This is a genomic window from Polaribacter haliotis (assembly GCF_014784055.1).
GTDB classification, from domain to species: Bacteria; Bacteroidota; Bacteroidia; order Flavobacteriales; family Flavobacteriaceae; genus Polaribacter; species Polaribacter haliotis.
Genome location: NZ_CP061813.1, coordinates 787,589 through 804,050, shown reverse-complemented (window position 1 = coordinate 804,050; position 16,462 = coordinate 787,589). Strand labels below are relative to the sequence as shown.

Sequence of the window (16,462 nt, the reverse complement as noted above, 5' to 3'; positions counted from 1 at the left end):
TTATTCAATAGGAATATCTATAATAATAGAACTACCTTTACCAATAGTAGCATCTATTTCAAAAGCTCCTTTTAAATGTTCTACTCTTGTTTTTATGGAGCTTATTCCCATTCCATCTTTTAGATTTACCTTCTTCACATTAAATCCTTTACCATTATCTTCTATAATAATATTTAGATTTTTATCATATAAGGAAATATTAATAGTTGCATTTTTAGCTTCAGCATGTTTTATAATATTGGTAATTAACTCTTGAATAATTCGAAAAACAGTAATTTCTAAACTATTTTCTAAACGCTTGTCTAAGCCAAAATGGATAACTTCTATATTAATTTTATCTGCGGAAGATATTTTTTCTGCCATCATTTGCACAGCTGTTAACAAACCTTGGTTTGCAATTACACCAGCATTTTTGGCATGCGCAATACTTCTTACTTTTAAATAAGCTTCATCTATTAAGCTCTCGGTTTTATTAAATAATTCTTCTTGGTTTATTTTTTTCTTCTCTTTATTCATTTGAAGATTCTCGAAATGCAATTTTAAAGTTGCTAAAACAGAACCTAAATTATCATGCAAATCTTCTGCAATTCGTTTGCGTTCTTTTTCTTGTCCATCTACCATAGCATTTATAGTTGTAATTTCTTGCTCTTTTAACAGGGTTAGGTTTTTCTGGGTTTCTAATTCTTTTTCTTGTTCTGCAAGTTTTCTTTTTCTTTTGGAGTTTTTTAGAAATTGTAGAGCTATTATGGTTCCTAAAATTAATGATATAATTGATGCAATTAAAAGATTTTCTTTTTGCTTGTTTTTTTGTTTCTCCTCTGAGATTTCTTTTTCTTTTTTGGCTGTATTTTCTTTGGTTTTAGAGTCTGAAATTAAATGTTGAGTTTCATAGTGTTTAGCTAAAAAACTACTATTTAGGTACTTATTAGAGTAAATTAACGAACTATCTCTATCTCCAAGTTTTTCAAAAAGTTTCCATTTTCTGTCTAAAAAATAAATGTGCGCATTTTTGTTTAAATATCCTTTTTTAGGAAGCTGTACTAAATTTAAGATTCTTTTTGACTCTTTAGTTGAATCAATTTCTAAATAATATTTTGCCTTATTTAAATTGATTTTATCAATTACTAATTTTTCTATTGGAAATTTTTTATTTAAATAGTTTGGTATAGTTAAAAAATGAAATGCACTATCAATATTTTTTTTTATGTGAAATTGAAAACTTGCATTTGATATATTTTGTAATGAACTTAAATAATTAAAACCTATATTACTTATATAAGTTTTAGTATCTAAGTATTTAGAATATGAAATATCTTTGTATTGTTTTTCTATTAAATTAAGTTTAAAACTGAAATATTTATAAAACGCAAAATCAATACTATTAATTATATTCAATTTATACTCTAAGAGAAAATCCTTATAATATTTATCGTTTAATAAATGGCCTTGATTACAATAAATGATCAAAATATTCCTAATGCTTTCTAAAATAAAAACCCTATTCTTTATGGATTTACCTATTTCTAAACTTTTTATTAAATTATTATAAGCTTCAAGAGGATTATCATTATTATGATATTCAATTAATCCCTTGTTCAAATAATATAAGTATCTGTACTCTAATTTTTTATTATCTCCTTTTAATAACAATTTAGGAATAGATATAGTACCAATATTTTTATTTAAAAGCATTAAAGTATTTAAGTCGTTTTTTAATTCATAAGAGAGATCATTTGTTAAAATAAACTCATTAGCACCTTTAAAATTATTAACTTTTAAATAATTTATTACAGTATTTATTTGTGATTGAATACTAAAAAATAATATAAATATAAATTTCAAGGCTATCTTGTTATAGATCTAGTCATGTCGCAAATAAAAGGATGTCTTCCTACCAAATCTTCATTTTCAATATTTAAATTATTATTACATTCCTCTGATGTCGATTTATATTCAATTTTCAAATAAGAATCACCATCTCTTTTATATTGGTCTGGATGAAGATAAAGAGATTGATCTGGCTCATTGCTATTATACATAAAACTAGGAGGGTTTTTAATATCAACTAAAGATTCAAAAATTTTGTTTGGTATGGATAAATCATTTTCAGAATGATGTTTTATTATTTTAGTTTCCCAGTCTCTGTTAAATGGAGATAATTTTATTCTAAAAGAAAAATCATAAGGTTCACCATCTTCTCCAAAACCAGGAGTAGTTCGAAAGTCTGGTTCAGAATGAAACCCCATACTTATTGCTCCTTTAAAATTTTGAATTTTATACATACAATAGTAAGTATGTAGTTTAAAATCTTCTGTTGGTAGTTCGTGTTTTACAAATTTAACAAAAACGCCATAGAAAGTATCAAAAGCTTGAGATGCTACAATTGGTTGCCATTCTCCAATTACTTTAGGTTGTAAGTTAAATTTTAATAAATGATGTGCCATAGTTTAGTTTTTATTGGTTAAAAATTTTTTTTCGTATTTGATTTGTGAAAGCTTGCCTAAATTATTTAATTCGTATTGAGGTATATTAATTACTCTTTCGTATAATTTATTATTTATTTCGGATTCTATTATAAAAACACCGGTATTAGAATAAAACGTAAATTTTGTGAACTCTAATAGATTATCTTTGATAATACTTCCTAAAATATTATTTAAATCTCCCTGACTTGCTAGTGTTAAAGTAATATTATCTTCACATACAATTCCTTCATTAAAGTCATATGTTAAAAAATGATTATTCCCCACTAAAAAAGCCATCTCTTTAGTATTTTCTATAAAACTATTACCTAAAAAAGATTTTGTTGTTAAACTTATTTTACGGACTTGACTATATCTTTTAAATTGAGGTATAATATTACTAATCGAATTTGTTTTCCTTAACTTTTTTAGCTGATTTCCTATTGAGTTGTTATTTTTTCCTGTAACCCAAACATGGCTTATTTTATTACCATCATATTCGAAATTATTATTATCATAATGATTATAAATTTGATTAGAATTCGGGTCATATATGAGTAAGTAATTTTTGCTATCACACTCTCCATAACCAACAACTAAAACTAAATGTTTTAACTTATTTCGTATCTCCACACCAAGAATTATTGGACTTCTGGTTTCTATTAAAGTGTTTTTTACTAACTCAAAATTTTGAATAAAAGCTTTCTCTTTTTGAATACATTTTATATTAAATTTATTGTAAAGATTGTTTATTTCAGAAATTTTTATATATCTATTTTTTAAACTATTGTATTTGGAAATAACAAAATGACTTTGATTATCATTAATTTGATTTTTGTAAAAATTAGAAATCATTGAACCACAAGCTGCCCAGCACCATTTTGATTTTACCTGAGGTTGATAAACTAAATCTTCAAAATAATAAAACACTTTCATATATTTTATGATAAATAATTAAGGATTAAAATCTATTCAAAAAGAGAAAGCTTTTTTTGAAAGATTTAACTATCTACAAATAGGTATATTTTCTTTTTTAAATATAAGTAAAAAACTATAAAGTAAAAAGGACAATAAAATCCCTAAAACAATAACAATAAATCTCTATAAATAAAATTTAGGAAATACTTATAGGATTAAATAAATATACTAAAACAAAAACAGCAATTCCACCAGAAGCAACAATAGCAGATTCTTTTTCTGCTAACGTTTCAAAGATTCTGTTACTATTTTTAGATACTTCAGTATTGTAGTCATTACTTTTTGGAGTATAATTAATGGTTAACATTCCTGGAATTGAAATACTAATTGCAGCAGCACCTAAAGAAACAACAACTCTATAAACCCAAAACTCTGCACTCTTTAAATCTAAAGTATCTTTTAAATTAATAACAATTATTATTGCAAGTATTACAGTAACACCAAATAGAAATAAAAATATAGTAGATTTTTTCATAATAAAATTTTAATTAAAATTAGTTTATTTGGTTTACTTAAAATCAAAAATAGCATTTTAAAACTATTTAAAATACCTATTAGTAGTGACTTTACTCTAAAGGAATATCAATAATTACAGAGCTTCCTTTGCCAATAGTAGCATCTATTTCAAAAGTTCCTTTTAAATGTTCTACTCTTGTTTTTATGGAGCTTATTCCCATTCCATCTTTTAGATTTACCTTCTTCACATTAAATCCTTTACCATTATCTTCTATAATAATATTTAGATTTTTATCATATAAGGAAATATTTATAGTTGCATTTTTAGCTTCAGCATGTTTTATAATATTGGTAATTAACTCTTGAATAATTCGAAAAACAGTAATTTCTAAACTATTATCTAGACGTTTATCAAGACCAAAATGAATAACTTCTATATTAATTTTATCTGCGGAAGATATTTTTTCTGCCATCATTTGCACAGCTGTTAACAAACCTTGGTTTGCAATTACACCAGCATTTTTGGCATGCGCAATACTTCTTACTTTTAAATAAGCTTCATCTATTAAGCTCTCGGTTTTGTTAAATAGTTCTTCTTGGTTAATTTTCTTTTTTTCTTTATTAATTTGAAGATTCTCGAAATGTAGTTTTAAAGTTGCTAAAACAGAGCCTAAATTATCATGTAAATCTTCTGCAATTCGTTTACGTTCTTTTTCTTGCCCATCTACCATAGCATTTATGGTAGTTAATTCTTGTTCCTTAAGTAACGTTAGGTTTTTTTGAGTTTCTAAAGCTTTTTGTTGTTCTGCAAGTTTTCTTTTTCTTTTGGAGTTTTTTAATAATAGAATAGCAATTGTTCCTGCAGATAAAATAAATAGAAGAGAAGCAATTAGCATGTTTCTTCTTTGCTTACTCTCTGCTTCTGTTTCTAGGTTTTTTTGTTTTAATTGGAGGTTTTCTTTTTCTTTTTTTTCTGTATCTAATTCTACTTTTAGCTCTGAAACTTGTTGGTTTTCTTTTTGAAAATTAATTTTAAAACCTAAAAACCGTACATCTTTTTCATAATAGTAAGCTGAATCATATTGTTTTAAATGATAGAAATGATTTGCCTTGTGAGCACTTATATCATATTTATCCCATAAACTATCATTAAAACTTATATATTGCTTTGCTTGATTAAGATATTCTATCCCTTTTTTATGCTCATTTAATAAACTTGTGACTCTAGAAAGACTTATTAATCCATAAAATTTTTGAAATCTAAAAAATTTACTATTCTCATAATAAGCCCAAGACTTCATAAAAAATTGTTTTGCTAGCTTGGGATTTTCTCTTATAATATGATTTCCTTTGTCTATAAAATACAAAAACTTTAATTTTCCTAAATTATTACTATTAACAATTAATGAATCATATTTTTCAAAAATTTTATTATATAGAATCTGATTTTTTGATTTCTTTTCATTGTATGTAATAGTTTGGCTCAAAAGATTAAACTTAAAACTATAATAATATAACCAGTCAAAATTAGATGTACATAATTTTTTATATTGCTTTAAAAATATTGTGTAATCTTTAGTGCCTTGTAAAATACCTTTTCTGTAGAAGATAAGTGTAGATTGTAAAGCGAATTTTGAAAGTTGTTTTGAATCAATATTTAAAGATACTTCGTAAGCTTTTAAAAAATTATTATAAGATTTTAACCTGTTTTTAGTATAATTCAAAAACTGAAATCCTTTTATTATATGATAAAAGTAAGTATCTAAATTATCTTTTGAATTATATTTTAAAAACTTGTAACTTATATCTAAACGATCAAGTTTAGTTTGTCTATCATCTTCAATTATTTTTGATAACAATATAAGCTTAGTTTTTACAGGATCTTCTAATTTATTAGCTATTTCAATAGATTTTGCGAAATTAAGTTTTTGTATTTCATCAAAAAATAAGAAAACCCCATCATTTTCTTGTGAGTAAAAATGATGAGAAACAAAAAAAACAATTAAGATTTTATAAATCTTAACCATCTATAACCATCATAAGCGAATTTCTACAATTATCTCCGACAGCTAAGGGAGAAAATGTTTTCATGTAGTTTGCATCCTTAACCCTGCCTTCTAATTCTTCAATTACCTTTAAAAAACTTGCTGAAAAATTATTATCTTCTTTTATGTTAGAATAATATTCGATATCAATAAACCTTTCCTTTAATTCTTTTAAACCTAATGTATCCATTTCACTAAAATTATCAGGATCACTTGAAAAGAAAATATTTTTTATTCCAGTAATATCTTTGAATGTATCTACTGTGTTATCTCTTCTAATTCCACCATGCATGGTAAACTTATATCCAATTCTTAATGTGTTATCTTTATATTCTAATATGTCAGGGTTAACATCTTTAAATTCATAAGTAAAACCTTTATAGTTTTTAATATGAAAATCAATAGACTTTAATAATTTAATTTCATTATTATTTTCGTCAATACCCATTTCAGTTTTAAATTTACCATAAACACAAAAAAAACTGAAATAAGATTGTGTTGCGTATAAGAGTTGGTAATTTTCATTATCGTTAATGTTTACATAAGTAGTTAAATTTTTTTTTTCAACCATTGTTTTATAGTTTTAGTTAGTAATACTCCAAATATCATAAATATTCAAAATATAAACATACCTACAATTAGGTATAATTCGTTCCTTAAAAATAGGTAAAAATCTATAAAGTAAAAATAGTAAGTAAAACTCCCAAAAGAATCGCAATAAACTTCTGCAAGTTAAATTTATGATTCTCAGTGCTTTCAAAAAGAATAATGGTAGAAATATGTAAGAAAACTCCAATAATTAAAGCCGTTATTTCAGTTGCATAAGTAGTAAAAAATGGAATTTTATCTCCTAAAAGTATTCCTAAAGGACTCATTAGTGCAAAGAATGATAAAAATAGGAAAACTGTTTTCTTAGGATAATTCGTGTGTAATAAAAAAGTAGTCAACACAATTGCAATTGGAATTTTATGCACCACAATTGCCCATAATAAATTATCATCTGCATGATGTATTGGCAAACCTTCCGAAAAAGCATGCAAGCATAAACTTACAAAAAGTAAAGTTGGAAATTTTTTTCCATCTGAATGAATGTGAATATGGCCATGTTCTGCACCTTTAGAAAACGATTCTAAAACAGATTGTAAAATAATTCCTACCAAGATGAAAACACCTACAATTGTAGCATCAGAATTAATCGTGTAAACATCTGGTAATAAATGTAAAATGGTAACAGATAGGAGGTAAGAACCACTAAAAGCTAATAATAACCGAACAATTTTTTTACTCGGTTTTATAACGAAAACCAAAGTAGAACCTAGTAGAACAGATAAAACCAAAAGAATATAACTCATTATTTTGCCGTTAAAATTAATCGATTGGAAGTTTTAGGATCGAAATCATTCAAACTATAATCTCCAAAAACATTTTTTATTGTAAAACCAACTTTGTTTAAATAAGAAGTCATTTTTTCTAAATCTAAAAACTTTACTCGCTCAGTATAAGAATGTTTTTTTCCATCTGCAAAAAAAGAAATTTGCTTAAGAATAAACCCATTTGTTATTTCTCTTTTTATGTTGAAGGTAATGTCGTCTACAATTTTAGTTTCTTCTGTAACTAAATTTGCTTTCACTTTATTAGCATTTAAAAAATCGAAGACAAAATAACCATCTTTGCTTAATCCGTTTTTTATATTTTTTAGAATTAAAATATCTTCAGCATCATCTTCAAAATATCCAAAACTTGTAAATAAATTAAAAACAGAATCGTAATTATTATTGAAAGGTTTACGCATATCATGAACCTCAAAATTTAAAGTATCATTTTCGAATTGTTTCGCAAATTCTATACTGTTTTTAGACAAATCTCCTCCAGTAACTTTATAACCTAAAGAATTTAAAAACACAGAATGACGTCCTTTTCCACATGGTAAATCTAAAATATGTGTCGATTTTGGCAACGCTAAAAATTCAGTTATATTTTTCATAAATAACTGAGCATCAGAATCGTTTCTATCTTTATATAATATGTGATAATAAGAGGTATTAAACCACTCTGTAAACCAATCTTTTGTTTTCATAAGTTTGAAAAATGATTTTTTTTGAAAAAAAAATCTTTAAAATGTCATTCCTGCCTTTCGACTTCGCTCAAGATAAATTCCAACAGGAATCTAAAAATAAATTCTCTAATTTTTTTCTAAAGAATTTATTTTTGAGACGGTAAAAGTAATTAAATCTTACTTCTGAAAAAATGAATTTTTCAAATACTAATTTTTCCTATTTATAAAATGTATTTTTGCAGTCAATTTTTACAAGTATGGACAAGGATTTTAAAATGACGGCCACCACACTTTTCGGTTTAGAAGGTGTATTAGCAAAAGAACTAAAAGATTTAGGAGCACAAGACATAAAAGAAGGTATTAGAAGCGTTACTTTTCGTGGCGACAAAGGTTTTATGTACAAAGCAAATATTGCTTTAAGAACGGCTGTTCGTGTTTTAAAACCCATAAAAACCTGTAAAATTTACGATGAAGAAGATTTATACGAAGCAATTCAAAAAATTAAATGGGAAAATTATTTAGAAACTGAAGGTACTTTTGCAATTGGAGCTGTAGTAAATTCTAAGAACTTTACTTCTAACTCGCATTATATTTCTTTAAAATCGAAAGATGCAATTGCCGATTATTTTCGTCATAAATATAGCAAAAGACCCAATGTAGATTTAGATTACCCAGATTTAAAAATTCACATTCATATCCACAAAGAATGGTTAACAGTTTCTTTAGATTCCTCTGGAGATTCTTTACATAAAAGAGGGTATAGAACTGCAACAAATATTGCACCAATTAACGAAGTTTTGGCAGCAGGTATGGTTTTATTGTCTGGTTATACAGGCGAAGAAAATTTTATAGACCCAATGTGTGGTTCTGGAACTATTTTAATTGAAGCAGCTATGATTGCCAATAATATTCCAGCAAATATTAACAGAAAACTCTTTGCTTTCGAGAATTGGAAAGATTATGACGAGGAATTGTATTTCATAATTCAAGATTCTTTATTGAAGAAAATTCGTTCTTCTCACTTTAAAATAATGGGTTTTGATAAAGCACCATCTGCAGTTCAAAAAGCGCAGGCGAATGTCGAAAATGCAAATTTAGATGAGTTTATTGGTGTACATCATGTAAACTTTTTCAACTCTAAAAAAGAAGTTTTTGGAAACACGACTATTATATTTAATCCACCTTATGGCGAGCGTTTAAATATCGATACAGAAGAATTTTATAAGAAAATTGGCGATACTTTAAAACACAACTACCCAGGTTCTATGGCTTGGTTAATCACTTCAGATACAGATGCTTTAAAGGCTGTAGGTTTGCGAACTTCCAAAAGAATTGCACTTAAAAATGGTGATTTAAACTGTAAATTCGTGAAGTACGAATTGTATGAAGGAACTCGTAAATTTAAAGAGCGTAAAACTGACGAAGAAGAATAGAATTCACCTGTCATTTCGACCTTGTGGAGAAATCTCACAATTGAAAAGTCAGATTTTTCGACTTCGTTTCTCTTCTCTCAAAATGCCAAAATAAAACCTCGCTGTCATTTCGACCTTGTGGAGAAATCTTTTTTATTTGGAGCTATTTCGCGCTTTCCAATATAATTTTTTATCACGCCTAAGTTTGTTTTATTTTATCAAATTGAAATAATTTGATAGACTTTGAAACAAATAATAAAAATTTAAATTTTTAGTCTTCCTTTTTTGTTTTATGAGTTTTTAACCATTCTTCACCTTTTTTATCTCTAAAAAAGTCCATCCAAACATAGTACATTATTTCATCCTTTTCAACAGAAACAGAATGACTAGAGCCAAGAGGAATGTGTAGCACAGAAAATTCTGAAAAATTTATTTGTGTTTTATCTGCATATACAACAGAATTATTTTTAGAAAGACCTAAAAACAACTGTTCTAACATTGGGTGTTCATGAAAACCAACTCTATCTGGTCCCTTTGTTTGAACAGTTCCCATAGCAATTCTTGGTATGTATTTATTGGGTAAAATAGTTCTACTTACTGTATTTGGACTTTTAATTGGCTCTGTATAAGATTCACAGTCTGTAAATTTTGCATAATACACATTTTCTGTATGTTCTTTTGGAAACTCTTTTAAATCTAATACATCTTGTTTTGTTAATTTACTAGATATTTTTAAAAAATGAAGTGTATCTTTTTTACTAACATTTATAGAAATTCGTTGAAATTTATTAGGCAATAAAATAGTTTCAGGAACAATTTCAAATGCTTTATTATTGGCTATTACTGTTCCATTTCCCTTTATAAATAGATATATAACTTTAAAACCATCTTTTCTAGTATCCTCAAAATTTTTAGTAATTGCTTTATGTACAACATGTATTCCTTTAATTTCATTTTCTAAAATTTTCTTAGAATAATAATTGTCGTTTGTTTGTATATAAGTTTTTAAATTTTCTAAAGGTATTTCTCTATTAAGATTAGCCATAACTTTTTGTTTTTGAACTTTTTGTGTATTATTTTTTTTACAAGACAAAAAAATAGTAGAAAGACAGAGAATTAAAATAATTTGATACTTATTCATTAGAAAATGATTTAATAAATTTTCTAAAGATAAGAAAATAAAAAAAAAATATTTAAACATTTGGTAAAGTATTCTTTTTACTTTTTAACCATAAACTTTAATTTTTGCGTAATTTTGGTTTCATACAAAAACAGTAATTATCCACTTTATAAACGTCATATTACCAATTCCATTACAGAAAACTTTTACGTATTCTGTAACCGAAGAAGAAGCAAATTTCTTGCAGAAAGGAATGCGTGTGGCTGTTTCCTTTGGTAAAACGAAAATGTACACAGCATTGGTTTATGAAATTCATACAACTGCACCAACTTTATACGAGGCAAAGGAAATCAACCAAATTTTAGATGAAAAACCTTTGGTAAATGAGCAACAATTAAAACATTGGAGCTGGATTGCTAAGTATTATATGTGTTCTTTAGGCGATGTTTATAGAGCATCTTTGCCATCAGCCTTTTTATTAGAAAGTGAAACTATTGTTTATAAAAACGAAGCTTTTACAGACGAAACTATTTTAGAAGATGACGAGTTTCTCATTTTTGAAGCATTACAACATCAATCGCAATTAACAATACACCAGGTTGCAGATATTTTAGGCAAGAAAAAAGTAATGCCCATTGTAAATGAACTGATTAAAAAATCAGCCATTTACATTAAAGAAGAAATTTACGAACAGTACAAACCAAAATTGGTAAAATATGTTCGTTTGCATTCAGATTATAGTTCAGATGCATCTTTAAATTCACTTTTAGAAGAATTATCAAGAGCAAAAAAACAACGAGATGCTGTTTTAACTTTCTTTCAATTATCAACAACTAAAAAGCCGATAAAAGCCAAAGATTTAGAAGAGAAAGCAAATGTTTCTTCTTCAATATTAAAATCTTTGGTTGATAAAAACATCTTCGAATTTTATCACATTAAAACCGATAGAATTAGTTTTAAAGGAGATACAAACGATTTAAAAAAGCTAAACGAATTTCAAGAAATTGCGCTAAAAGAAATCAAAGAAACTTTTAAAGAAAAAGACGTAACACTTTTACACGGAATTACAAGTTCTGGGAAAACAGAAGTTTACACAAAATTGATGCAAGAAGTTTTAGACGAAGGAAAACAAGTCTTATTCTTATTGCCAGAAATTGCATTAACCACACAAATAATTACTCGTTTACAGGTTTATTTTGGAAATCAGATTTCTGTATTTCATTCCAAATATTCTATGAACGAAAGAGTAGAAGTGTGGAATAATGTGTTGGAAAATAAATCGAAAGCACAAATAATTTTAGGAGCTCGTTCATCTATATTTTTGCCTTTTTCTAATTTAGGTTTAATAGTTGTAGATGAAGAACACGAAACTTCCTACAAACAATTCGAGCCTTCACCAAGATACAATGCAAGAGATTCTGCCATTGTTTTATCTAACATTCACAAAGCAAAAATTTTATTAAGTTCTGCAACTCCGTCTTTGGAAAGCTATTTTAATGCAGAACAAAAAAAGTATGGTTTTGTCCAGTTAAACAGACGTCATGGAAATGTGCAATTACCAAAAATAGAATTAATTGACGTTAAAGATAAGCACAAGAAAAAGGAAATGAAAGGTCATTTTTCGGACAGAATGCTCAAATTAATTCAAGAAGCTTTAGACGAAAAAGAACAAGTAATTTTATTTCAAAATAGAAGAGGATTTTCGCCTGTTGTAGAATGTAAAACATGTGGAATTTCACCTCAATGCCCAAATTGCGATGTTTCTCTAACGTATCATAAATACAGAAACGAATTGCGTTGTCATTATTGCAATTACCAACGTGCAATGCCAAATTCTTGCGGATCTTGTGGAAGCAATACTTTAGATACCAAAGGTTTTGGAACCGAACAAATAGAGTTAGAATTAAAAGAATTATTCCCCGATTTTAAAATCGGTAGAATGGATTTAGACACAACTCGTGGAAAATTCGGTTATCAAAAAATAATTGGCGCTTTTGAAGCAAGAGAAATAGATATTTTGGTGGGAACACAAATGTTGTCTAAAGGTTTAGATTTCGATAATGTTACTTTGGTGGGAATTTTAAACGCAGATTCTATGTTGAATTTCCCAGATTTTAGAGCACATGAAAGAGCATATCAATTAATGGTGCAAGTTTCTGGAAGAGCAGGAAGAAGTAAAAAACAAGGAAATGTAGCAATTCAGACCTACAATCCTTATCATCAAATATTGCAACAAGTCTCTACAACAAATTATACAGAAATGTATAAAGAGCAGTTGCAAGAACGCTGGCAATATAAATATCCACCTTTTTACAGATTGATAAAAATCACTTTAAAGCATAAAGATTACAACAAAGTTGATAGTGGAATCAATTGGCTTTTTAAAGCATTATATAATTCTTTTGGCGAACATGTTTTAGGGCCAACTGCGCCTGCAGTTTCAAGAATTAGGAATCAATATATTAAGAATTTAGTAATTAAAATTCCGCCAAAACAAAATTTAACAAACACAAAAGCGCAAGTAACCAAGATTAGAAATACGTTTGAAGCGGTTAAAGATTTCAGGCCAATTCGTTTTATTGTAGATGTGGATGCTTATTAATATAGTTTGCAACTTTTAATAGATAAGTTTGCAGTAAGCAAAATTACTCTATTTCCCTTCCAATTTTAATAATTGTGTTTTTACATTTTCAACAGTAAATTCAAAAACATTTATTTTTTTAGTTTGGTTCGGTTTTCCCCAATTGTAATAGCTTGTTACTTTTAAAATCGTTGGTTTATAGTGTTTATTTCCTAAATAAGTAAAATTTACAAACCAATCTCCTTTCATTAAATTTTCAATAATTACTTCTTTAGAAGTGTATCCTTTCTTTTTTTGATCTAAAATTAGTTGGTTATATTCTTCTATTGAGTTTTCAGCTTTGTAAGTTAACAAATACGGATTTACAAAATCGAGAAGAAATTCTGCTTCAGAAGTATTCCATTCAAAAACCAATCTTACATCCGCTTCTGTAATTTTTGTTGGATTATTTATTTTAATTCTTTGATACTTATGATTATTTTTTTCATCATTCTTATAATTAGAAATTATTTCCGAGGTTATAATATCTCCTATATCGTTATCTTCGATTTTAAATCCTTTGTTAAAATAATTATTATAAATAAACCAAAAGTTTTTGTAATTCTTTAAATCATAAAACGAATTCGCTAAATCTCTGTAAGATTGTGCGTAATTAGGTCTAATATTTGCAATTTTTCTATATAGTGCTAACGCTTTTTTATTTTCGTTTAGTTCTTGATATTTATAAGCGATACCTTTTAAATCTTCAGGATTATGGGTTACAATTTTCTCATAATCAGAAAGTACTTTTAATAAAATATTCTTGTCTTTATAATTTTTTTGAAAGTAATTTAGAACATTAAAATGATAATTAATTTTGTTTTTATTTTCTGAATATTGATTTATATATGTTTTTAATGCTTCATTTGGGTTAGAAATATTTTTAAAACCATCCAAATATTCTGGTTCGTATATTTTTTGATTTTCATATGGAATGGCATCATAATTATAATAATCTTCATTAGAAAAGTAATAATTATTATAGTCTAAATCTTTAACCTTATTATAATTAATATTTGTACCTACTTTAATAACACATGAACTTCCTTTAGGGTTTAGAATTAAAATAGTTTTTATTTCATACATAAATATTGGAAAAGGAATATCATAACCAATACCATCTATTTCCCAAAGAACTGGACCTTGTAATTCTTTTCCTTTTAGGTAAATTAGGTTTTCACCAAACTTATTTTGTTTGGTAAAAAAAAAAGGAACTTTTTCTAGAATAGCTTCTGTAATTGTAGGAGCGTATTTATTTATATATTTTACATCGAAAGTAATTACTTCGAATTCTCTTTGTAAACCACCAATTGTGCTACCACTTAATTTTAAATCTTTATTTATATTTAATTTTGGAATATCATTTTTAATTTTTAAATCTATATTAAGAGTAGATGTAACGTCTTCAATTAAAATTGTTTTTTCCTCTAAACCTATATAATTAAAAATTAAAGTTTCTCCTGCTTTTGCTTTTATTTTATAAAAACCTTTAAAGTTGGTTTTGGTATTTCTATTCGTGTTTTTTACTTTTACTTGAGCTCCTGGAAGGGTTTTGTTTTTGTAATTTATAAAGCCAGAAATAGTCTTTAAATTGTTTGAAATTTCCGATTGAGAGAATAAAACAAAAGGAATAAATAAAATAATTAGGAGTAATTTATTTTTCATAGTTTTGGTTGAGAGAATTATGATTAATCCTCAAATTCTATGCCAAAAATAGACCTTAAAATTAATTGTTATGGCTATATTTATCAAATATAAATTCATTTTATGGAATTCAAAAAAGAATACGATTTAATATGTGTGGGTGGTGGTATAATGAGTGCAACTTTGGCCTTAATTACTAAATTATTAGAGCCAAAAACCAATATTTTAATTTTAGAAAGATTAGATAAAGTTGCTCAGGAAAGTTCTGCTGCTTGGAATAATGCAGGAACAGGGCATTCAGCTTTGTGTGAATTGAATTATTGTCCAGAAAAAGATGGAGAAATTTCTATTAAAAAAGCAGTGGATATTTGTACACAATATGAAATTTCAAAACAATTTTGGAGTTATTTAACGGACAAAGGTTTGATTGAAAATCCAGATGAATTTATAGCTTCTGTAAAACATCATAGTTGGGTGTTAGGTAAAGAAAATGCTAATTATTTAGAAAATCGATTCAAAGAAATGAAAGACCATTTTATGTTCGATTCTATTGAGTTTACAAGAGAAATCAGTAAAATGAAAGAATGGTTTCCTTTAATTGCAAACGATAGAACAGAAAATGAAATTATGGCAGCTTCTAGAATTAATCGTGGAACAGAAATGAATTATGGTATCTTAACAGAGAAATTATTCCATATTTTAAAAACAGAATTCGATACTCCAGTTCATTGCAACATGGAAGTGGAAGATATAGATCCTGATACAGATTTAGATTGGACTGTTGAAGTAACCAATTTAAAAACGAAAGAGAAACATCAATTAGAAGCAGAACATGTTTTTATTGGAGCAGGAGGAGGAAGTTTGTTGTTGTTACAGAAAGTAGAAATTAACGAAAAAGAAGGTTATGGAGGTTTTCCTGTAAGTGGAGAATGGTTGGTTTGCACAAATGAAAAAATTATAAAACAACACAATGCAAAAGTGTATTCGAAAGCAGGAATTGGAGATCCACCAATGTCTACACCACATTTAGATACTCGTTATATAGATGGAAAAAGACAATTAATGTTCGGTCCTTTTGCAGGTTTTAGCCCGAAATTCTTAAAAGAAGGTTCTAATTTAGATTTGTTTAAATCTATTAAATATGATAATATTCCTTCGATGTTAGGCGCTTTTTGGCACAATTTACCGCTCACAAAATATTTAGTAGAACAAGTAATGATGGATAAAGAAGACAGAATGAATTCTCTTCGAAAATTCGTAAAAAATGCAAAAAGTGAAGATTGGGAAGTAATGTTGGCAGGACAAAGAGTTCAAATTATTAAAAAAGACGAATTTGAAGGTGGAAAATTACAATTCGGAACAGAAGTAATTTCTAGCAAAGATGGCAGTATTACTTGTTTGTTAGGCGCTTCTCCTGGAGCTTCCACTGCAACTTCAATAATGTTAAACGTTATTGAAAAAGCTTTTCCAGAATTGGTGAATTCTAAAAAAGGAAAAGAGAAGTTAAAAGAAATTGTTCCTTTTTATAAAACAAAAGTTACTAAAGAATTATTTGAAGAAGAGTTGGAGAAGAGTAGGAGGAGTTTGAAGTTATAAAAAAAAGTCCATCTTAATCTTCCCAAAGGGAAGAAACACTCTTGCGTTTATCTTTGTGAAACTTTGAGTTTCC

Annotated in this window: 13 protein-coding genes; 3 read left to right on the top strand and 10 right to left on the bottom strand. The window is 26.9% G+C overall.

Annotated features, from left to right (window positions below):
- From H9I45_RS03290 to H9I45_RS03255, 8 genes are all read right to left on the bottom strand, one after another.
- Nucleotides 1–1,842: a sensor histidine kinase gene (locus H9I45_RS03290; RefSeq protein WP_088353363.1), complete on the bottom strand. Its 1,842-nt coding sequence runs from the start codon at nucleotides 1,840–1,842 to the stop codon at nucleotides 1–3.
- A 2-nt stretch (nucleotides 1,843–1,844) separates the two neighbouring features.
- Entirely contained in the window at nucleotides 1,845–2,444 is a 600-nt protein-coding gene (locus H9I45_RS03285) for a hypothetical protein (protein WP_088353364.1), read from the bottom strand.
- A 3-nt stretch (nucleotides 2,445–2,447) separates the two neighbouring features.
- A complete protein-coding gene (locus H9I45_RS03280) occupies nucleotides 2,448–3,398 on the bottom strand; it encodes a C39 family peptidase (RefSeq protein WP_088353365.1) in 951 nt (316 codons plus the stop codon).
- A 178-nt stretch (nucleotides 3,399–3,576) separates the two neighbouring features.
- Nucleotides 3,577–3,915 (bottom strand): hypothetical protein, encoded by a 339-nt coding sequence (locus H9I45_RS03275; protein WP_088353366.1) that lies wholly within the window; start codon nucleotides 3,913–3,915, stop codon nucleotides 3,577–3,579.
- Between the two features lie 91 nt (nucleotides 3,916–4,006).
- Nucleotides 4,007–5,923: an ATP-binding protein gene (locus H9I45_RS03270; RefSeq protein ID WP_088353367.1), complete on the bottom strand. Its 1,917-nt coding sequence runs from the start codon at nucleotides 5,921–5,923 to the stop codon at nucleotides 4,007–4,009.
- Complete coding sequence (locus tag H9I45_RS03265) at nucleotides 5,916–6,512, bottom strand: hypothetical protein (protein WP_088353368.1); 597 nt, start codon at nucleotides 6,510–6,512, stop codon at nucleotides 5,916–5,918. Before H9I45_RS03265 ends, H9I45_RS03270 begins: the two co-directional genes overlap by 8 nt.
- A gap of 103 nt (nucleotides 6,513–6,615) precedes the next feature.
- Nucleotides 6,616–7,293, bottom strand: a complete 678-nt coding sequence (locus H9I45_RS03260; RefSeq protein ID WP_088353369.1) for a ZIP family metal transporter — start codon at nucleotides 7,291–7,293, stop codon at nucleotides 6,616–6,618.
- On the bottom strand, nucleotides 7,293–8,018 hold the full coding sequence (locus tag H9I45_RS03255; RefSeq protein ID WP_088353370.1) for a class I SAM-dependent DNA methyltransferase: 726 nt from the start codon (nucleotides 8,016–8,018) through the stop codon (nucleotides 7,293–7,295). The genes H9I45_RS03260 and H9I45_RS03255 overlap by 1 nt, the downstream gene beginning before the upstream one ends.
- A 236-nt stretch (nucleotides 8,019–8,254) precedes the next feature.
- On the opposite strand from H9I45_RS03255, the gene H9I45_RS03250 reads away from it, so the two are divergent.
- Nucleotides 8,255–9,430, top strand: coding sequence for a THUMP domain-containing class I SAM-dependent RNA methyltransferase (locus tag H9I45_RS03250; RefSeq protein WP_088353371.1), 1,176 nt, complete (start codon nucleotides 8,255–8,257; stop codon nucleotides 9,428–9,430).
- 250 nt (nucleotides 9,431–9,680) lie between these two features.
- Here the strand turns inward: H9I45_RS03250 and H9I45_RS03245 are convergent, their stop codons facing one another.
- The gene (locus H9I45_RS03245; protein ID WP_217896855.1) at nucleotides 9,681–10,454 is read right to left on the bottom strand and encodes a cupin domain-containing protein; all 774 of its coding nucleotides are present in this window, start codon (nucleotides 10,452–10,454) and stop codon (nucleotides 9,681–9,683) included.
- A gap of 232 nt (nucleotides 10,455–10,686) precedes the next feature.
- On the opposite strand from H9I45_RS03245, the gene priA reads away from it, so the two are divergent.
- Nucleotides 10,687–13,131, top strand: coding sequence for a replication restart helicase PriA (gene priA, locus H9I45_RS03240; protein WP_176397546.1), 2,445 nt, complete (start codon nucleotides 10,687–10,689; stop codon nucleotides 13,129–13,131).
- Nucleotides 13,132–13,179: 48 nt separating this feature from the next.
- Here priA and H9I45_RS03235 read toward each other — a convergent pair whose 3' ends face one another.
- Entirely contained in the window at nucleotides 13,180–14,814 is a 1,635-nt protein-coding gene (locus H9I45_RS03235; RefSeq protein ID WP_088353373.1) for a DUF2135 domain-containing protein, read from the bottom strand.
- 102 nt (nucleotides 14,815–14,916) lie between these two features.
- On the opposite strand from H9I45_RS03235, the gene mqo reads away from it, so the two are divergent.
- Nucleotides 14,917–16,389 (top strand): malate dehydrogenase (quinone), encoded by a 1,473-nt coding sequence (gene mqo, locus H9I45_RS03230; RefSeq protein ID WP_088353374.1) that lies wholly within the window; start codon nucleotides 14,917–14,919, stop codon nucleotides 16,387–16,389.
- Nucleotides 16,390–16,462: the final 73 nt, after the last annotated feature.

Bases quoted from the DNA above. Each gene is read 5' to 3' on its own strand.
- H9I45_RS03280 (WP_088353365.1), bottom strand. From the start codon at position 3,398: ATGAAAGTGTTTTATTATTTTGAAGATTTAGTTTATCAACCTCAGGTA.
- H9I45_RS03285 (WP_088353364.1), bottom strand. From the start codon at position 2,444: ATGGCACATCATTTATTAAAATTTAACTTACAACCTAAAGTAATTGGA.
- H9I45_RS03270 (WP_088353367.1), bottom strand. From the start codon at position 5,923: ATGGTTAAGATTTATAAAATCTTAATTGTTTTTTTTGTTTCTCATCAT.
- H9I45_RS03275 (WP_088353366.1), bottom strand. From the start codon at position 3,915: ATGAAAAAATCTACTATATTTTTATTTCTATTTGGTGTTACTGTAATA.
- mqo (WP_088353374.1), top strand. From the start codon at position 14,917: ATGGAATTCAAAAAAGAATACGATTTAATATGTGTGGGTGGTGGTATA.
- H9I45_RS03255 (WP_088353370.1), bottom strand. From the start codon at position 8,018: ATGAAAACAAAAGATTGGTTTACAGAGTGGTTTAATACCTCTTATTAT.
- H9I45_RS03265 (WP_088353368.1), bottom strand. From the start codon at position 6,512: ATGGTTGAAAAAAAAAATTTAACTACTTATGTAAACATTAACGATAAT.
- H9I45_RS03235 (WP_088353373.1), bottom strand. From the start codon at position 14,814: ATGAAAAATAAATTACTCCTAATTATTTTATTTATTCCTTTTGTTTTA.
- H9I45_RS03260 (WP_088353369.1), bottom strand. From the start codon at position 7,293: ATGAGTTATATTCTTTTGGTTTTATCTGTTCTACTAGGTTCTACTTTG.
- H9I45_RS03250 (WP_088353371.1), top strand. From the start codon at position 8,255: ATGGACAAGGATTTTAAAATGACGGCCACCACACTTTTCGGTTTAGAA.
- H9I45_RS03245 (WP_217896855.1), bottom strand. From the start codon at position 10,454: ATGGCTAATCTTAATAGAGAAATACCTTTAGAAAATTTAAAAACTTAT.